This is a genomic window from Streptomyces lydicus (assembly GCF_000717345.1).
In the GTDB taxonomy this organism is placed as follows: Bacteria; Actinomycetota; Actinomycetes; order Streptomycetales; family Streptomycetaceae; genus Streptomyces; species Streptomyces lydicus.
Genome location: NZ_JNZA01000015.1, coordinates 56,877 through 73,265, shown reverse-complemented (window position 1 = coordinate 73,265; position 16,389 = coordinate 56,877). Strand labels below are relative to the sequence as shown.

Below are 16,389 nucleotides of genomic sequence, written 5' to 3'. Positions count from 1 at the left end.
CGGCTGCCCCGGTGAGACGGGTGCGGGAAGGCTACCGACGAGTTCCGCCACCACCCACCGGGAAGTCTTCCGCGGGTCCACGGAGCCCGTCCCACCCTTTCGGAATTCCGGTCTCGATAATGGCAGTGACAAGGGCAGCGATATCGCCCTTCCCGACATGCCGGCACGCGACGGTGCGCCGGGCGGCTGATACGCGGGGATAACCGCGCGACGCGGGGAAGGCTCGCCCTGAGCACGGCGCGCATCCGCGGACGGAAGGAGCCGGCGATGCCCTCCCAGCACACCGACACCAGCACCACGTGCGGCAACACCGAATACGGCAGAACGTCCTTCAAGCGCTCCAGGAGCCACTTCGCGGACCGCATCACGGCGGACGGCCGCGACGGCTGGCCGGTCGAGGCCGGCCGCTACCGGCTGGTGGCCAGCCGCGCCTGCCCGTGGGCGAGCCGGGCCCTCATCTCCCGACGGCTGCTCGGCCTGGAGGGCGCCCTCTCGCTCGCCGTCGCCGACCCCCTCCAGGACGACCGCAGCTGGCGCTTCACGCTCGATCCGGACGGGCGGGACCCGGTGCTCGGCATCCACTTCCTGCGCGAGGCGTACGACGCCCGCGAGAAGGGCTACCCCGGCGGGGTCAGCGTCCCCGCGATCGTCGACGTGCCCAGCGGCAAGCTGGTCACCAACGACTACCAGCAGATCACCCTGGACTTCGCGACGGAATGGCGGGCACTGCACCGGGCCGGGGCGCCCGACCTGTACCCCGAGGCACTGCGCGAGGAGATGGACGTCGTGATGGCGGGCGTCTACCGCGACGTCAACAACGGCGTCTACCGGGCCGGTTTCGCCACCGGGCAGGGCGAGTACGAGGCCGCCTTCCACGATCTGTTCCGGCGCCTGGACCTGCTGTCGGAGCGGCTGTCCGAGCAGCGCTACCTGATGGGCGACACCCTCACGGAGGCCGACATCCGACTGTTCACCACGCTGGTCCGCTTCGACGCCGTCTACCACGGGCACTTCAAGTGCAACCGCTTCAAGCTGGCCGAGGACCCGGTGCTGTGGGCGTACGCCAAGGATCTCTACCAGACGCCGGGCTTCGGCGACACCGTCGACTTCCACCACATCAAGCAGCACTACTACCGGGTGCACACGGGCATCAACCCGACCGGCGTCGTCCCGCTCGGCCCGGACCTGTCCGGCTGGCTGACGCCGCACCACCGCGAGGAGTTGGGCGGCCGCCCGTTCGGTGACGGCACCCCTCCGGGACCGGTGCCCCCGGACGAGGAAGTGCCGCCCAGCGGCCACCCCGAACGGCTGCGGCTCGGCTCCTTAGGGGGTCCGCACCCGCGCACCGGCTCCACTGACCGGGGCCGCCCCGCCGTGAGACCCTGAGAGAACAAACAGGGACGCATAACGACAAGCGGTGCGAACTGCGCGATGCCGAGACCCTGAGATCCCTGCGAGGAGTGAGACCGATGAGGATGGTCCTGAAGGCGCAGATACCGACCGAAGCCGGCAATGATGCCCTCCGGAGCGGCAGCATGCCGAAGATCATGGAGACGGCCGTCGCCGCCCTCAAACCGGAGGCCGCCTACTTCACCCTCGACGGCGGCGACCGCACCTGCTTCTTCTACTTCGACATGCAGCAGTCGTCACAGATGCCCCCGGTGCTCGAATCGTTCTTCATGGAGCTGCACGCGAAGGTCTCGATCCAGCCGGTGATGAACATGGACGACCTGCGCATCGGTCTCGGGGACCTGATGAGCGGCACCTGACCCGCACCCTCACTCCGGTCCGGTGTCCTCCGGGGATCCGTGCGCCAACTCGCCCAGCACGCCGAGGGCTTCGGCCAGGGCGCCGTGGGACGGAGAGGCGAGCGCCAGCCGTACGGCGTTGGGCGCGTGACCGGTGCCGACGGCGAACGCCCCGGCGGGGGTGACCGCGATACCGCGGCGCGCGGCGGCCGCGACGAAGGTGTCGGCCCGCCACGGCTCCGGCAGTTCCCACCAGCAGTGATAGGCGTGCGGATCGGCCCGTACCCGGAAGCCGGCGAGCCGCTCGGCGACCAGGAGCTGGCGCGCCGCCGCATCGCCCCGCTTCGCCTCCTCCACGGCCGCCGCGGTCCCGTCCGCCATCCAGCGGGTCGCCGCCTCCAGCGCGAAGCGGGACGCCGTCCAGGTCCCCGAGCGCAGCGCCGCGGCGGCGTCCTGGGTGCGGCCCGCGGGCACCGTGAGGAAGCCCAGGGACAGCCCGGGCGCCAGCCGCTTGGACAGGCTGTCGACCACGAAGGTGCGCTCCGGCGCGTGGGCCGCGAAGGGCGGCAGGTCGTCGCGGAGGAAGCCGTAGATGGCGTCCTCAATCGCGTACAGGTCCAACTCCGCAAGGACATCGGCGAGTTCGGCACGGCGGGCGTCGGGCATGGTGTGGCCGAGCGGGTTGTGCAGCGTCGGCTGGAGGTAGACGGCGCGCAGCGGGGCGGCGGCCCGCAGCGCCCCGGGCGTCAGACCGTGTTCGTCCATGGCGAGGGGAACGAGCGTGACGCCGAGGCGGGCCGCGATGCCCTTGACGACGGGATAGGTGAGCGCTTCGACGCCGAGGCGCTCGCCGGCCGGGACCAGGGCGGCGAGGGCGGCGGCCAGGGCCTGCCGGCCGTTGCCGGCGAACAGCAGGCGGCCCGGGTCCGGGGCCCAGCCACCGCGCGCGAGGTGCGCCGCGGCGGCCTGCCGGGCGGCGGCCGTGCCGGCCGCACCCACCGCACGGAGCGCGCCGGCCAGGGCGTCCGGGCGCAGCAACGGCTCCAGGCTCTTGGCGAGCAGTGCGGGCTGCTCCGGCAGGACCGGGAAGTTGATCTCCAGGTCGACCGCGGCCTCCCCCGGTTCGGCCAGTGCCGGCTCGACCGTCGGGGCGGCCGCGCGGACGAAGGTGCCCCGGCCGACCTCGCCGACCGTCAGCCCCCGTCGGCCCAGTTCGCGGTACACCCGGGCCGCCGTCGAACTCGCGATCCGCCGGTCGCGGGCGAACCGGCGCAGCGGCGGCAGCCGGTCGCCGGGGCGCAGCCGGCCCGCCGCGATGTCCGCGGCGACCCCCTCGGCGATCGCCCGGTAGTCGTCCATCGCTCACTCCCCAGCCGCACGGCGCATCGGCACATTGCACCGAGCACATTGTTTTTATTGCGCCGAGAGATTGCCCCTCATAGCATCGAGGTGTCAAGTCGCCGCAGAGGGGATGCGCAGGGTGGGAACCGCAGTTTTCGAAGAGATCACCATCGGCTACGAGGACCGGGGCACCGGCGAGGCGCTGGTCCTCGTGCACGGCCATCCGTTCAACCGCTCGATGTGGCGCCCGCAGATCGAGCACTTCGCCCGGGCCGGCTGGCGGGTGATCGCCCCGGACCTGCGCGGTTACGGCGAGAGTTCGGTGGTGCCGGGCACCACCCCGCTGGAGACCTTCGTACGCGACACCGTGGCCCTGCTCGACCGGCTGGGCATCGAGCGCTTCGTCCTCGGCGGCCTGTCGATGGGCGGGCAGATCGTCATGGAGTTCCACCGGCTCTTCCCGGACCGGATACGCGCCGTGGTCCTCGCGGACACCTTCGCCGCGGCGGAGACGGCCGAGGGCCGGGCCGCCCGCCACGCCATGGCGGACCGCCTCGTACGGGAGGGGATGGACGGTTACGCCCACGAGGTCCTGACGAAGATGATCGCGCCGCACACCGCCGCACGCCGCCCCGAGGTGGCCCGCCACGTCCTGGGAATGATGACCAGCACCCCGCCCGAAGGCGCGGCCGCGGCGCTGCGCGGGCGCGCCGAACGCCCCGACTACACGGACCTGCTCGCGGATATCGCGGTGCCGGTGCTGGTCGTGGTCGGTGCGGACGACGAGTACACCCCGGTGAGCGACGCCCGCGTCCTCCACGAGGGCGTGCCCGCCGGTACGTTGGCGGTCATCGAGGGGGCGGCGCACATGCCCAATCTGGAGCGGGAGCAGGAATTCAACGCCGTGCTGGCGGAGTTCCTGGACGGCCTGCCGGCGGTGTCCGCACCGGCCGCTCAGCGCGCGTCGTAGTCGCCCCGGTTCGCACCGGGTGCCGAGCCGCCACCGGCCTCCGCGTCCCCGCCGGCCACCTCCCCGTACGCCAGCAAGGCCGCGTGCGGGAGCACCAAGGTGCCATCGGATTCCGTGAACTCGGCGGCCAGCGCGGTGAAGTGACGCCGGATCCGCTGGGTGGTGGCCGGTCCTTGGCCGGTCACGATCCGGCCGATGGTCGCCACTCCGGCCGCCGGGCCGTGCCACCACTCCTCGGGCGTCGTCCGGTGGTCCCAGACCAGCGGACGGCAGCCGGCGCGCACCAGTCCCGCACCCCGCAGCAGACCGGTCAGACCGTCCGCCGTGCGCGGGAAGTCGTCCTCGGGTGCGAGCGCCGGCAGATGCGGCGGGCGCGGCACGCCGGCGGCCTGGACGGCGCGCCCGAGGAGCGCCTGTCCCGATGCCGGCGGCGCGGCCCAGACCGTCAGCGCGATCCGCCCGCCCGGCCGGGTCACCCGCCGCAGCTCGGCCAGGGCCGCGCGCGGCCGTCCGACGTGATTGAGGACGAAGTTGCCGACGGTGGCGTCGAACCGGCTGTCGCGGAAAGGGAGTTGCGGCAGCGCGGCGATCTGGACGCGGGCGCCGGGCACCGCGTCGCGGGTCCGGCGGGCCATGTCGGGCTCGGCGTCCACGGCGATGACCCGCGCGCCGCGCGCACCCGCTGCCGCGGCGACCGAGCCGGTGCCCGTCCCGACGTCCAGCACCCGCGTCCCCTCCCCCACCCCCGCCGCGTCCAGCAGCCACGACACCGTGTGCGCGCAGAGCCTGCCGAACCCGATCGCGTACGCGGCCGCGCTCCCCGCCCACACCCGGCGCTCGCTGTCATCGAACGGCGTCCCCACCGCAGCCCCCCGACTTCCTTTGCTTTCAAGGGTGTTACCCAGCCGTAACCTACCGACGGGTTACCACAGGTAAGGAACGGACCTTACTCTCCAGTCACCTCGGACCGGCGTACGCCCCTCCTGTCCTCGGACAGCGTACGGCCGGCCCGCTTCGAGATCTGGAGCAGAAGATGACGCCCTCCCGCACGACGCTGCGTGCCGCGATCGGCACCGTCTCGGCGGCCGTACTGGCCACCACGGTTCTCATCGCGCCGGCCACCGCCGAGGCAGCCGCACCGGAGTCCGCCCGGACCGCGGCCGCGGCCGCCGGGCCCGACGTCCGGTTCGTCGACCTCGAGGGCGACGGCGGGGTCACTCTCAAGGCTAACGTCTTCACCCCGGCCGACGCCGACGGCACCAAGCGCTACCCGGTCATCGTGCTGCCCACCAGCTGGGCGATGCCGCAGGTCGAATACATGGCGCAGGCCAAGAAACTGGCCGACGCGGGCTATGTCGTCGTCGGATACAACTCGCGCGGGTTCTGGCAGTCCGGTGGGCAGATCGAGACGGCCGGTCCGCAGGACATCGCCGACGCCTCGAAGGTCATCGACTGGGCGCTCGCCCACACGCCGGCCGATCCGCAGAAGGTCGGCATGGGCGGCGTCTCGTACGGGGCCGGGATCAGCCTGCTGGCGTCCGCGTTCGACAAGCGGATCAAGGCGGTCGCGGCGCTCAGCGGCTGGGCGAACCTGATCGACTCGATCTACAGCGGGCGCACCCAGCACGTGCAGGCGGCGGCGATGCTCGGCGGCGCGGGCGCGCTGACCGGGCGGCCCAGCCCCGAACTCCAGACGATCCTCAAGAACTTCTTCGCGTCCAACCTCGCCAAGGAACCGGACATGATCGCGTGGGGGAAGAAGCGCTCCCCCGCCACCTACCTCGACCGGATCAATGCGAACGGCGCGGCGATCATGTTGGGGAACGCCTGGGGCGATTCGCTCTTCCCGCCCAACCAGTACGCCGACTTCTACGAGAAGCTCAAGGGCCCCAAGCGGCTGGAGTTCCGGCCCGGCGACCACGCGACGGCCGAGGCGACCGGGCTGTTCGGGCTCCCCAACGACACCTGGACCAACACCGAGCGGTGGTTCGACCACTACCTCAAGGGCGTGGACAACGGCATCGACCGCGAGTCGCCGGTCCTTCTGAAGTCCCGCTCCACCGGGGCGTACGAGGGCTACAAGAGCTGGCAGGACGTACCGTCCGCGCACCGCAGGATCGAACTGGACGGCAGCCAGCGGATCAACACCAACTGGGACTCCGGCGCCGACGGCGGGATCATCTTCCTCTCCAGCATGCTGGACCAGTTCCTGCGGCTGCCGCCGATGGCCTCGATCCCGCTGCTGCCGCGCTCGCTGGCCGCCGTCTGGAAGTCCGAGCGCTACGCGACCGGGCAGCGGGTCCGCGGCACCACCCATCTGCACACCACCATGACCAGCACCGCCGAGAGCGGCACCGCCATCGCGTACCTCTACGACGTGGGCCCGCTCGGTCTCGGCAAGCTGGTCACCCACGCGCCGTTCACCTTCCACGACAAGACCCCGGACCAGCCCTTCGGCGTCGACCTGGACCTGTTCTCCACCGCCTACGACGTCCCGGCCGGCCACCGGCTCACGGTGGTCGTCGACACCGTCGACCCGCTCTACATCGAGCACAACCCGAGCGGCGCCCGGCTGACCTTCTCCTCGCCGGCGGACGACCCGTCGTACGTCTCGGTCCCGGTGCGCGACTGAACGACGGCACCGGCTTCGCCTCAGCCGTAGGTCCCCGGTCCTACGGCTGACGGCCGAAGCGGCGGGCGGCACAGGCCCGTTAGCCTCCCGCCCTCACCGTCAGGCCACCGGCACGCGACGCCGGGCAACGCAAGCGGGACGCGCTCGAACGACTGCGGGACGACGAGGACGCCTGGGTGTCCACGGCCTCCCGCGACGGCACGCCGTGCCTGGTACCGCTGTCGTTCGTCTGGCACGGCGAGCGGCTGGTGATGGCCACCAGGAAGAACAACCCGACGGCCCGCAACCTCGCGGCCAACGGGGCGTGCCGGATGGCCCTGGGGCCCACCCGGGACGTGGTGCTCCTGGAGAGCACGGCGGAGGTCCTCGCCTCCGACGCGCTGCCGGAGGACACCGGTGCGGCGTTCGCCGCGAAGCTCGGCTGGGACCCGCGGGGCCGCGACGCCTGGGTCTTCCTCTCCTTCCGGCCGCACCGGATTCTGGCCTGGCGGGAAGTGAACGAGCTGCCGGAGCGGGAGTTGATGCGGGACGGGGTGTGGCGGGTCCAGGCCGTGTCTTTCGGATCAGCCCGGGGCCGGTGTGCCCGGAATCGTCCCCTGCGGGATGATCGTGGACATGGGGAATCCAGCACCGCACCCGCATCTGCCCACGACCGAGTCAGCCGTCGCCGCCGTCCGTGACCTCGCCGACGCGCACGGCCTGGAGGTCACGGTCACCGACGACATCGGCGCGGACCGGACCTCCCGGCGGACCGCCGCCGGGGCGTTCACCGTCCTGGACCCGGACGGCTCGCTGCCGCACGAAGCCTTCGTGGAGCTCGGCGGAACCCCGGCCGTCACCGTCCAGCTCTTCCCGGAGGACGATGCGACGATCACCGTGGACGGGGTGGAGTTCGCCGATGTGCCGCGGGACGCGGTACCGGCGTTCCTGCGCTCGGTGTACGGCGGACTCGCCCACGTCACGGCGCGGTTCTTCCCGCCCGGGCAGTGGCTGGTCGTGCCGCTGCCCGGCGACGAGACGTACCGGGAGCTGATATTCCACGGCGCGCTCAGCCCCTGGATGGCGCGCCGCGTCCGCTGAACGGCGGGCGCCGGACGGGGACGCCCGGGCCGCCGGGGGCGCCGCTCACCGCACGGGCGGCTGAGGGCCGCCGGTCATCAGGTTGCCCGGCTCCGCCGCCGCCACGGCGACGGCCTCGACCTTGGGGTTGCGCTGCTGCCGCCGGGCGACCCAGTTGGCCAGCCAGGACAGCAGCATGCACATCCCGATGTAGACCGGCGAGATGACCATGACGACGGGGATGAACGGCAGGTCGTAGTCGAGGTTGGAGGCGATGAGCTTGCCGGCGTGCAGGAACTCCTCGTAGGTGATGAGGAAGCCGAGCGAGGTGTCCTTCAGGGCGACCACCAGCTGGCTGATGATCGCCGGGAGCATCGCCCGGACCGCCTGCGGCACCAGCACATGCGTCATGACCTGGGTCTTGCGCATGCCCAGCGCGTAGGCGGCCTCCCGCTGACCGCGGTCGACGGCGTTGACGCCGCTGCGGAAGACCTCGGCGAGCACCGAGCCGTTGTAGAGCGTCAGCCCGGCGACCAGCGCGGGCAGCGGCGCCACCTGAAGCGCCACGTAAATGAAGAAGATCATGACCAGCAGGGGCATCGCCCGGAAGAACTCCACCACCAGCGTGCACACCCAGCGCAGGGCCCGGTGGTCGGAGAGCCGGCCGACGGCCAGCACCGCGCCGAGCGCCAGCGACAGCACCGCCGCGAGGACGAACGCCTTCAGGGTGTTGCCGAGCCCGTTGAGCAGCAGCTCCTGAATTCCCTTGTAGAGGAAGGGACTCCACTTCGCCGCGGTGAACTGCCCGGTGGTGAAGAGGAGGTAGAGGACCCAGCCGGCCAGCGCGAGGATCGCGACCGTCGCGCCGATGGCGTAGAGCCGGTGCCGCGCCCGGGTCCGCGGGCCCGGAACGTCGTAGAGGGCGGTCGTGGTGATCATGAGGCGACTCCGAAGCGCTTCTCCAGGACGTTGAAGATCGCGCTGATGGTCAGGGTCACGAGCAGATAGCCGACGGCGATCCAGAAGAAGGTCCAGATGATGTTGTAGCCGCGCTCGCTGAGCGGCTTGTAGACACCGAGCAGCTCGACGACGCTGAAGGCGCCGGCGATCGCGGAGTTCTTGGCGAGCGCGATCAGCGTCGAGCCGATCGGCGGGATCACGGACCGGAACGCCTGCGGGAGGACGATCTCGCCGAGCGTCTGCGGGAAGGTCATGCCGAGGCTGCGGGCCGCCTCGCCCTGGCCGACCGGGACGGTGTTGATGCCCGACCGCACCGCCTCGCAGATGAAGGCGGAGGTGTAGCAGCCGAGCGCCAGGATGGCGAAGAGCTTGAAGGGCAGGACCAGCCCGAAGCGCGGCAGGCCCAGTACGACGGCGAAGAACAGCAGGGTCAGCGGCGTGTTGCGCAGCACCGTCACCCACGCCGTGCCGAACACCCGCAGCGAGGCGACCGGCGCGACCCGGAAGGCCGCCATGAGGAAGCCGAGCACGAGCGCGAGCAGCGAGGCGTACACGGTCAGTTCGACGGTGCCCAGCAGACCCTCCCCGTAGAGGGAGAGGTTGTCGAGGAGAACGTTCATCGGTCGGTTCCTTGGCTCCTCAGGTCGCCGGGTAGCGGTCGATCGGGGGCGGCTCGGGGGCGGGGACCCCGGACAGGCCGAGGGTCGCGTCGTACGCCTTCCTCCAGTTGCCGTTCTTCTCGGCCGCGGCGAGCGCGTCGTCGAGCGCGAAGCGCAGCGCGTTGTCGGCGCGCGGGACGCCGATGCCGTACGGCTCCTCCGAGAACGGCTTGCCGACCACCTTCAGCTCCTCGGGCACCTTGGCGGCGTAGCCCAGCAGGATCGCGTCGTCGGTGGTGACCGCGTCGACCTGATAGGTGAGCAGGTTGTCGACGCACACCGAGTAGGTGTCGTAGGCGACCAGGACGGCCTTGGGGTACTCGGCCTGGATGCGCTGGTACGGCGTCGAGCCGGCCGCCGAGCAGACGCGTTTGCCGGCCAGGTCCTGCGGGCCCTTGATGTCGTTCTCGTCGGTGCGCACCAGCAGCGACTGGCCGGCCAGGTAGTAGGGGCCGGCGAAGCCCACCAGCTTCTTCCGCTTGTCGTTGATGGTGTACGTACCGACGTACATGTCGATCTGGCCGTTCTGCAGGGCCGTCTCGCGGTTGGCGGAGGAGATCGTCTGGAACTGGATGGTGGACGGCGGGAAGCCGAGGGCGGCCGACATCATCTTGGCGATCTCGATGTCGAATCCGGTGTAGATCCCGGTGGCCGGGTCCTTCTCGCCGAGGTAGGGCTGGTCCTCCTTGACGCCGATGACGAGATGGCCGCGGCGCTTGGCCCTCTCCCAGGTCGGCGACTCCGGCAGGCTGAAGTTCTTCGCGACCGGGTACGTGGGCAGTTCGCTGCCCTTGGGGCCCTTGACCGGCGGGCTGCCCTCCCGGCCGCAGCCGGCGACGGCCAGCGTGAGCAGGGCGAGCGCGAGGGCCACCAGGGTGCGGCGCAGGCGCGTGGAGTGACGGTGCGGCATCGCGGCGCCCCCGTTCAGTGCTTGAGGATCTTGGAGAGGAAGTCCTTGGCCCGCTCGCTGCGCGGTGCGGTGAAGAACTCCTCGGGGGTGCGGTCCTCGACGACCCGGCCGTCGTCCATGAACACCACGCGGTTGGCGGCGGAGCGGGCGAAGCCCATCTCATGGGTGACCACGACCATCGTCATGCCGTCCCGGGCGAGCTGGCGCATGACCTCCAGCACCTCGTTGATCATCTCCGGATCCAGCGCGGAGGTCGGCTCGTCGAAGAGCAGCACCTTGGGATCCATGGCCAGGGCGCGGGCGATGGCCACCCGCTGCTGCTGACCGCCGGAGAGCTGCGCCGGATACTTGTCGGCCTGGGAGGCGAGCCCCACCCGGTCCAGCAGCTCGCGGGCGCGCCGCGCGGCCTCGTCCTTCTTCATCCTGCGGACCTTGACCGGCGCCAGCATGATGTTCTCGAGCACGGTCTTGTGGGCGAAGAGGTTGAAGGACTGGAAGACCATGCCGACGTCGGCACGCAACTGGGCAAGCGCCCGGCCCTCGTCGGGCAGCGGCCGGCCGTCCAGTTCGATGGTGCCGGACTCGACGGTCTCCAGGCGGTTGACGGCCCGGCACAGGGTGGACTTCCCCCCGCCCGAGGGCCCGATGACCACGACCACCTCTCCGCGGTGAACGATGAGGTCGATGTCCTGGAGGACATGCAGCTTTCCGAAGTGCTTGTTGACCCCGCGCATCTCGATCAGCGCATCACCGGCCATATGCAGTCCTGCCCACTCTCATCCGTACAGCGAGAGCCTGCAACCTACCGGCGTAAAAGGGATGCTTCTCCACTGACACGCACGTATCAGCAGATAGGGGTTGATAAGTCAGCCAATCCCGCCGCACGCGCGCCGGCGTCAGGTCTCGGAGACCTCGGCGTAGAGCTGGGAGAGTTCCGGCGCGCCCGTGTCGGCCCAGTCGTGGCCCGCCGCCACCACGTCGACCTCCCGCCCGGACGCCAGCCGGACCACCGGCTGCCCGTCCGGCCAGACGTGCCAGACCGCACCGGGGACCGTACGCACCAGGACCGTGCCGAGGTAGAGGCCCGCGTCGTTGCCCAGCCAGGGCAGCACCTCCGGGTCGTCCCGCCAGACCGGCTGGAGCTGGTCCAGCCGCTCCAACGACCGTACGGAGTCGTCCAGTTCCACCCCCGCGGCAGTGGCCTGGGCCCGCAGCAGCGGGCATTCGGACAGCAGCTCGACGACGCTGCCGGGATCGGCCCGCACCGACTCCGCGAGCGGCACGGAACCGTGTGCGCGGTGCCGCTTGCGCCACTTGTCCAGGAAAGACATGTTCATGGTCTGCAGGGTCCCACCGGACCTGTGGCCGGGGCCACAGGCGCGCGGCGTGATCGCGCGCCGTTCGTCACCTTGACGCTCCCCCTCCGCCTCCCTACCTTCATGGCGCTCGGATCGGATCGGCGCGATCCGCGGGAGCCTCTCGCACCTCGGGGCGCCCGCCGGATCGCCGCGCACACCTGCCCGTTGACGCCTCCCGGAGGGACACCGACCGATGCGCCTACGACGATGGGGCAACGCCCTGACCCTGCTGCTCGCCGTGACGGCGTCGCCGTCCGTCGCCCCGGCCGGCGCGGCCGCCGCCTCGCCCGGCCGCACCGCGCGCCCCGGCGCCCCGCAGCCCCTGGCGAGGCTGTTCGACAACACGGCCGTCAGTGACAACTCCCGTCCCGGCGCCGCGGACTTCGACGGCGCGGGCCACTCGCTGTCCGCCCAGGATCTGGCGGCGGCCGGCTGGTCGCCGGGCAGCGTCCTCACCCTCGACGGGGCACGGCTCAGCCGGCCCCGCACGGCCGCCGGGCAACCGGACAACGTACGGGCGGACGGGCAGGCGGTGGCGGTACGCGGCCGGGGCGACGCGCTGGCGTTCCTGGTCGCCGGGACGGGCGGCACGGCCGGCGGCACCGGCACCGTGCGCTACCGGGACGGCTCGCGCAGCTCCTACGAACTCACCGCGCCCGACTGGCGGTCCGGCCCGCTGACCACCAAGGCGGTCGCACTGCCGCATCTGAACGGCGCCGGCGGGCAGTCGGCGGGGCCGGTGCGGCTGTACGCGGTGGCGGTGCCGCTGCGGCCGGGGCGGGAGGTCGCGTCCGTGGTCCTGCCCGGGGCGTCCCGCTCCGCCGGGGCCCTGCACGTCTTCGCGGTCGCGGTACGGGACACCGCCCGCGGACGGACCGGCAGTTGGGCGGCGAGCACGGCCGGCTACCGGGCCGTCGGTCCGTGGACGGACCGCACGCTGCGGCTGGTCGTGCACAGCGGCGCGGGCGGGCCGGGGGCGCGGATCCGGATCGCCAACACCTTCGCGGCGGCGCCGGTGGAGATAGCGGCGGCCAGCATCGCGGTACGCGGCACGGGCGCGGCGGCGAAGCACGCACCCGTCCCGCTGACCTTCGGGCGGGGACGGGCCGGCGTCCGCGTGCCGGCCGGCGCGGAGGCGTTCAGCGATCCGGCGGCCTTCACCGTGCCGCCCGGCACCGATCTGCTGGTGAGCCTCCACCTGCCGGGGACGGTCACGGCGGCGCCGGTGCACCAGGAGGCGGCACAGCTCTCGTATCTGAGCGCGGCCGGCAGCGGGGACCGCACCGGGGACGCCGGGGGCGCGGCCTACCCGGAGACGATGAGCAGCTGGCCGTTCCTGACGGGAGTCGACGTCCGGGGCGGCCCCGGCTCGGTCGTGGCGCTGGGCGATTCGATCACCGACGGGGTGAAGTCGACCAGCGGCGCCAACCACCGCTGGCCGGACGTGCTCGCCGCCCGCTTCCAGGCGCAGCACGCGCTGCCGCGCTACGGCGTGCTCAACCACGGCATCTCGGCGAACCGCGTCGTCACCGACCGCTATCAGGGCGACGGGGTCAGCGCCGACACCGGCGGGGTCAGCGCCGGGCACCGGCTGGAGCGCGACGTGCTGGCGCAGCCCGGGGCGCGAACGGTGGTGGTCTTCGAGGGCATCAACGACGTGCGCTGGGGGACCTCGGCGGAGGAGGTCGTCGCCGGTCTGCGGGCGCTGGCCCGGCGGGCGCACGAGCGGGGGCTGCGGGTGGTCGTGGCGACCGTCGCGCCCTGTGAGGGCTACCCCGACTGCACCGCCGCCGTCGAGACCCGTCGCCAGGCGGTCAACACCGCCGTCCGCGCGGATGCCGGCGCCGCCTTCGACGCGACCCTGGACTTCGACGCCGTCCTCCGCGACCCCGCGCACCCGGGGCGGATGCTGCCCGGCTACGACAGCGGGGACCACCTCCACCCCGGAGACGCGGGCCTGCGGGCACTGGGCGAGGCCGTGGACCTGCGGACGCTCGTACCGGGGCGGGGGTGACGCGTCAGACGTCGAGGTCCACCACGACCGGGGCGTGGTCCGAGGCGCCCTTGCCCTTGCGCTCCTCGCGGTCCACGTAGGCGTCGGAGACGGCCTTGGCGAACGGTTCGTTGCCGTAGACCAGGTCGATACGCATCCCGCGGTTCTTCGGGAACGCGAGCTGCCGGTAGTCCCAGTACGTGTAGGGCCGGTCGTACTTCAGGGGGCGCGGCACGACGTCCGTCAGGCCGGCCTCCCGCAGGGCGGCCAGGGCGGCGCGCTCGGCGGGCGTGACGTGGGTGGCGCCGACGAACACGGCGGGGTCCCAGACGTCCTCGTCGGTGGGCGCGACGTTGTAGTCGCCGAGGACCGCGAACGGGCGGGTGCCCGCCGCGTCCTCGGCGACCGCGGTCTTCAGCGCCTCGAACCAGCCGAGCTTGTAGGTGTAGTGCGCGTGGTCGACCTCGCGGCCGTTGGGGACGTACACCGACCAGACGCGGGCCCCGCCGCAGGTCGCCGAGACGGCCCGCGGCTCCTGGAGCCCGTCGTAGTCCGGGCCGCCGGGCAGGCCCATGACCACGTCGTCGAGCCCCACCCGGGACAGCACGGCCACGCCGTTCCACCGCCCGTTGGCGTTCACCGCGGCCTCGTATCCGAGCTCGCGCAGCTGCTCGAACGGGAATTGCTCGACGGCGCACTTGGTCTCCTGGAGGCACAGCACGTCCGTGCTGCTGCTCTCCAGCCAGGCCAGCAGCCTGGGGAGGCGGGCGGTGATCGAATTGACGTTCCAGGTCGCGATGCGCATGTCTGCCAACTTACAGCGAGGTACTGACAGCCGGGGTCCGCAGCCGGCCGGCCTCAGCCGACCGGGAGGCTGCCGCCGGGCGAGAGCCGGCGGTGGTCGGTGCCGCCCAGCTTGTCGATCATGGAGTCGTAGATCGGGCGGGCATGGTCCCGGAGCAGGCTGTCGTGGATGTCGACGGCCCGCCGCGGCGCCACCTCACGGAGGTAGTCGATCACCTCGGCGACCTTGTTCCAGGGCGCGTGCACGGGCACCAGCAGGGTGTCGACCGTACGGCCCTCCGGGACGGTGAGCGCGTCCCCGGGGTGGAACACCGCGCCGCCGTCCAGCAGGAAGCCGACGTTGGTGACGCGCGGGATGTCGGGGTGGATGACGGCGTGCAGCTGACCGTGCACCTCGACGTCGAAGCCGGCCGCGGTGAAGGTGTCGCCCTCCCCCACCGTGTGCACCCGCCCGGGGAAGGCCGCGGAGAGCTGCTCGGCCACGCTGGCCAGGGTCCAGATCTCCGCACCCGGATTGGCCTCCATACCGGCCCGCAACCGCTCCTCGTGGAAGTGGTCCATGTGCTCATGGGTGACCAGGATCGCGTCCGCGCCGACGGCCGCGTCCTCCTCGGTGAAGACACCGGGGTCGATGACGAGCGTCTGCCCGTCCTTCTCCAACCGGACGCAGGCATGGGTCTTCTTGATGAGTTCCATGGGGCCATCTTGCCGCGCGCCCGCCCCTCGCACGGCCGTTCGCCGCGCCTGCACCGCGCCCGCCCGCCCCCGGGCGGTCAGCTCTCCGGGGTCGTCTCTTCCTTTATGACCTGCTGGGCCACGCGGAAGGCGGAATTGGCGGCCGGAACGCCGCAGTACACGGCGGTGTGCAGCAGGACTTCCTTGATCTCCGAAGGGGTCAGGCCGTTGCGCAGGGCCGCGCGGGTGTGCAGGACCAGCTCGTCGTGGTGGCCGCGGGCGACCAGCGCGGTGAGCGTGATGATGCTGCGGGTACGGCGGTCCAAGCCGGGGCGCGTCCAGGTCTCGCCCCAGGCGTAGCGGGTGAGGAAGTCCTGGAAGTCGCCGGTGAAGTCGTCGGCGGCGGCCTCGGCCCGGTCGACATGGGCGTCGCCGAGCACCTCGCGGCGGATCTTGATGCCCGCCTCGTACGCGCCGCCGCGGGCCGGGTGCGGCTGGGCGATGCCGGACTCGATGGCGACGGGCGGCGCCTGCGGGGGCGGCGGGGGCGCGATCTGCGGCTTGGGGGCGGCGGCGCCGATGGCGGCCGGGCTGCCGGGGCCCGGCTTGTCGTGCCAGGCGGTGCTGAAGTGCCGGATGAGCAGCTCGGTGACGGCCGCGGGCTGCTCGACCGGCGCGAGGTGGGAGGTGCCGGGCACCAGCGCCAGGCTCGCGTCCGGTATCCCGGCGACGAGCGTGCGGGCGTCGGTGGTCGGCGTGACCTGGTCCTCGGAGCCGACGACGACGAGCGTGGGGACGCCGATGCGGCCGAGGGAGGACCGGACGTCGAAGGAGGCGAGCGCCTCGCACGCGGCGATGTAGCAGCCGGGGTCGGTGGTCCGCACCATCTGGACGGCCCATTCGACGATGGCGGTCTGGGCGCCGGCGAAATCGGGGGTGAACCAGTGCTCGGGCGCGGTGCGGGCGATCGGGTCGAGCCCGTTCGTCCGGATGACCACGCCGCGCTGCCGCCAGGCGTCCGCGGTGCCGTAGCGCGGCGACGAGGACACCAGCGCGAGGGAGGTGACCCGGTGCGGGCGGGTGGTCTTCTCACTCACCCGACCACGCTACCCACTCCGTGACGCGATCCTGACACCCGGGTCAGGAAGAGCCGTCGGAGTGTGCCCTCCGCCCACGCCCCCGAAGCGGAGTTTGCGCAGGTCAGGGCCTCACCGCCAAGACGACGTAGACAACTGGATGACCCGGCTCGTCGTAGCTCACCATGATCCGCTCGTCCGGCC

Annotated in this window: 17 protein-coding genes; 7 read left to right on the top strand and 10 right to left on the bottom strand. The window is 72.2% G+C overall.

Features of this window, described 5'->3' with window-relative positions; all coding sequences use genetic code 11:
- The first annotated feature begins 267 nt into the window (after positions 1-267).
- On the top strand, positions 268-1,386 hold the full coding sequence (locus OO62_RS16640; RefSeq protein ID WP_051733301.1) for a glutathione S-transferase family protein: 1,119 nt from the start codon (positions 268-270) through the stop codon (positions 1,384-1,386).
- A gap of 83 nt (positions 1,387-1,469) precedes the next feature.
- Positions 1,470-1,769 carry a hypothetical protein gene (locus OO62_RS16635; RefSeq protein WP_033268196.1) on the top strand — a complete coding sequence of 100 codons (300 nt, stop codon included), beginning with the start codon at positions 1,470-1,472 and terminating at the stop codon, positions 1,767-1,769.
- 9 nt (positions 1,770-1,778) lie between these two features.
- Here the strand turns inward: OO62_RS16635 and OO62_RS16630 are convergent, their stop codons facing one another.
- Positions 1,779-3,107, bottom strand: a complete 1,329-nt coding sequence (locus OO62_RS16630; RefSeq protein ID WP_033268195.1) for an aminotransferase-like domain-containing protein — start codon at positions 3,105-3,107, stop codon at positions 1,779-1,781.
- A 121-nt stretch (positions 3,108-3,228) separates the two neighbouring features.
- On the opposite strand from OO62_RS16630, the gene OO62_RS16625 reads away from it, so the two are divergent.
- Complete coding sequence (locus OO62_RS16625) at positions 3,229-4,059, top strand: alpha/beta fold hydrolase (RefSeq protein WP_228332571.1); 831 nt, start codon at positions 3,229-3,231, stop codon at positions 4,057-4,059.
- Here OO62_RS16625 and OO62_RS16620 read toward each other — a convergent pair.
- Positions 4,044-4,922 (bottom strand): class I SAM-dependent methyltransferase, encoded by an 879-nt coding sequence (locus tag OO62_RS16620; RefSeq protein WP_078617207.1) that lies wholly within the window; start codon positions 4,920-4,922, stop codon positions 4,044-4,046. The two genes, OO62_RS16625 and OO62_RS16620, sit on opposite strands and share 16 nt — an antisense overlap.
- Before the next feature lie 170 nt (positions 4,923-5,092).
- On the opposite strand from OO62_RS16620, the gene OO62_RS16615 reads away from it, so the two are divergent.
- From OO62_RS16615 to OO62_RS16605, 3 genes are all read left to right on the top strand, one after another.
- Entirely contained in the window at positions 5,093-6,691 is a 1,599-nt protein-coding gene (locus OO62_RS16615) for an alpha/beta fold hydrolase (protein WP_033268193.1), read from the top strand.
- A 152-nt stretch (positions 6,692-6,843) separates the two neighbouring features.
- Positions 6,844-7,371 carry a pyridoxamine 5'-phosphate oxidase family protein gene (locus OO62_RS16610; protein ID WP_078617206.1) on the top strand — a complete coding sequence of 176 codons (528 nt, stop codon included), beginning with the start codon at positions 6,844-6,846 and terminating at the stop codon, positions 7,369-7,371.
- Positions 7,307-7,771, top strand: coding sequence for a hypothetical protein (locus OO62_RS16605; RefSeq protein ID WP_033268192.1), 465 nt, complete (start codon positions 7,307-7,309; stop codon positions 7,769-7,771). Before OO62_RS16610 ends, OO62_RS16605 begins: the two co-directional genes overlap by 65 nt.
- Before the next feature lie 45 nt (positions 7,772-7,816).
- Here OO62_RS16605 and OO62_RS16600 read toward each other — a convergent pair whose 3' ends face one another.
- From OO62_RS16600 to OO62_RS16580, 5 genes are all read right to left on the bottom strand, one after another.
- Positions 7,817-8,689, bottom strand: a complete 873-nt coding sequence (locus OO62_RS16600; RefSeq protein WP_033268191.1) for an amino acid ABC transporter permease — start codon at positions 8,687-8,689, stop codon at positions 7,817-7,819.
- On the bottom strand, positions 8,686-9,330 hold the full coding sequence (locus OO62_RS16595) for an amino acid ABC transporter permease (protein WP_033268190.1): 645 nt from the start codon (positions 9,328-9,330) through the stop codon (positions 8,686-8,688). Before OO62_RS16595 ends, OO62_RS16600 begins: the two co-directional genes overlap by 4 nt.
- 19 nt (positions 9,331-9,349) lie before the next feature.
- Positions 9,350-10,279, bottom strand: coding sequence for a glutamate ABC transporter substrate-binding protein (locus OO62_RS16590; RefSeq protein WP_033268189.1), 930 nt, complete (start codon positions 10,277-10,279; stop codon positions 9,350-9,352).
- A 14-nt stretch (positions 10,280-10,293) separates the two neighbouring features.
- Positions 10,294-11,037, bottom strand: a complete 744-nt coding sequence (locus OO62_RS16585) for an amino acid ABC transporter ATP-binding protein (RefSeq protein WP_033268188.1) — start codon at positions 11,035-11,037, stop codon at positions 10,294-10,296.
- Between the two features lie 138 nt (positions 11,038-11,175).
- Positions 11,176-11,616 carry a DUF6278 family protein gene (locus OO62_RS16580; RefSeq protein ID WP_033268187.1) on the bottom strand — a complete coding sequence of 147 codons (441 nt, stop codon included), beginning with the start codon at positions 11,614-11,616 and terminating at the stop codon, positions 11,176-11,178.
- A 214-nt stretch (positions 11,617-11,830) separates the two neighbouring features.
- On the opposite strand from OO62_RS16580, the gene OO62_RS16575 reads away from it, so the two are divergent.
- Positions 11,831-13,651 (top strand): SGNH/GDSL hydrolase family protein, encoded by a 1,821-nt coding sequence (locus tag OO62_RS16575; protein WP_033268186.1) that lies wholly within the window; start codon positions 11,831-11,833, stop codon positions 13,649-13,651.
- A 4-nt stretch (positions 13,652-13,655) separates the two neighbouring features.
- Here the strand turns inward: OO62_RS16575 and OO62_RS16570 are convergent, their stop codons facing one another.
- The 3 genes from OO62_RS16570 to pcaDC form a co-directional block, all read right to left on the bottom strand.
- A complete protein-coding gene (locus tag OO62_RS16570) occupies positions 13,656-14,435 on the bottom strand; it encodes an exodeoxyribonuclease III (RefSeq protein WP_033268185.1) in 780 nt (259 codons plus the stop codon).
- 53 nt (positions 14,436-14,488) lie between these two features.
- A complete protein-coding gene (locus OO62_RS16565) occupies positions 14,489-15,130 on the bottom strand; it encodes an MBL fold metallo-hydrolase (protein WP_033268184.1) in 642 nt (213 codons plus the stop codon).
- Between the two features lie 77 nt (positions 15,131-15,207).
- Positions 15,208-16,206, bottom strand: a complete 999-nt coding sequence (pcaDC, locus tag OO62_RS16560) for a bifunctional 3-oxoadipate enol-lactonase/4-carboxymuconolactone decarboxylase PcaDC (RefSeq protein ID WP_248782294.1) — start codon at positions 16,204-16,206, stop codon at positions 15,208-15,210.
- Positions 16,207-16,389 lie beyond the last annotated feature (183 nt).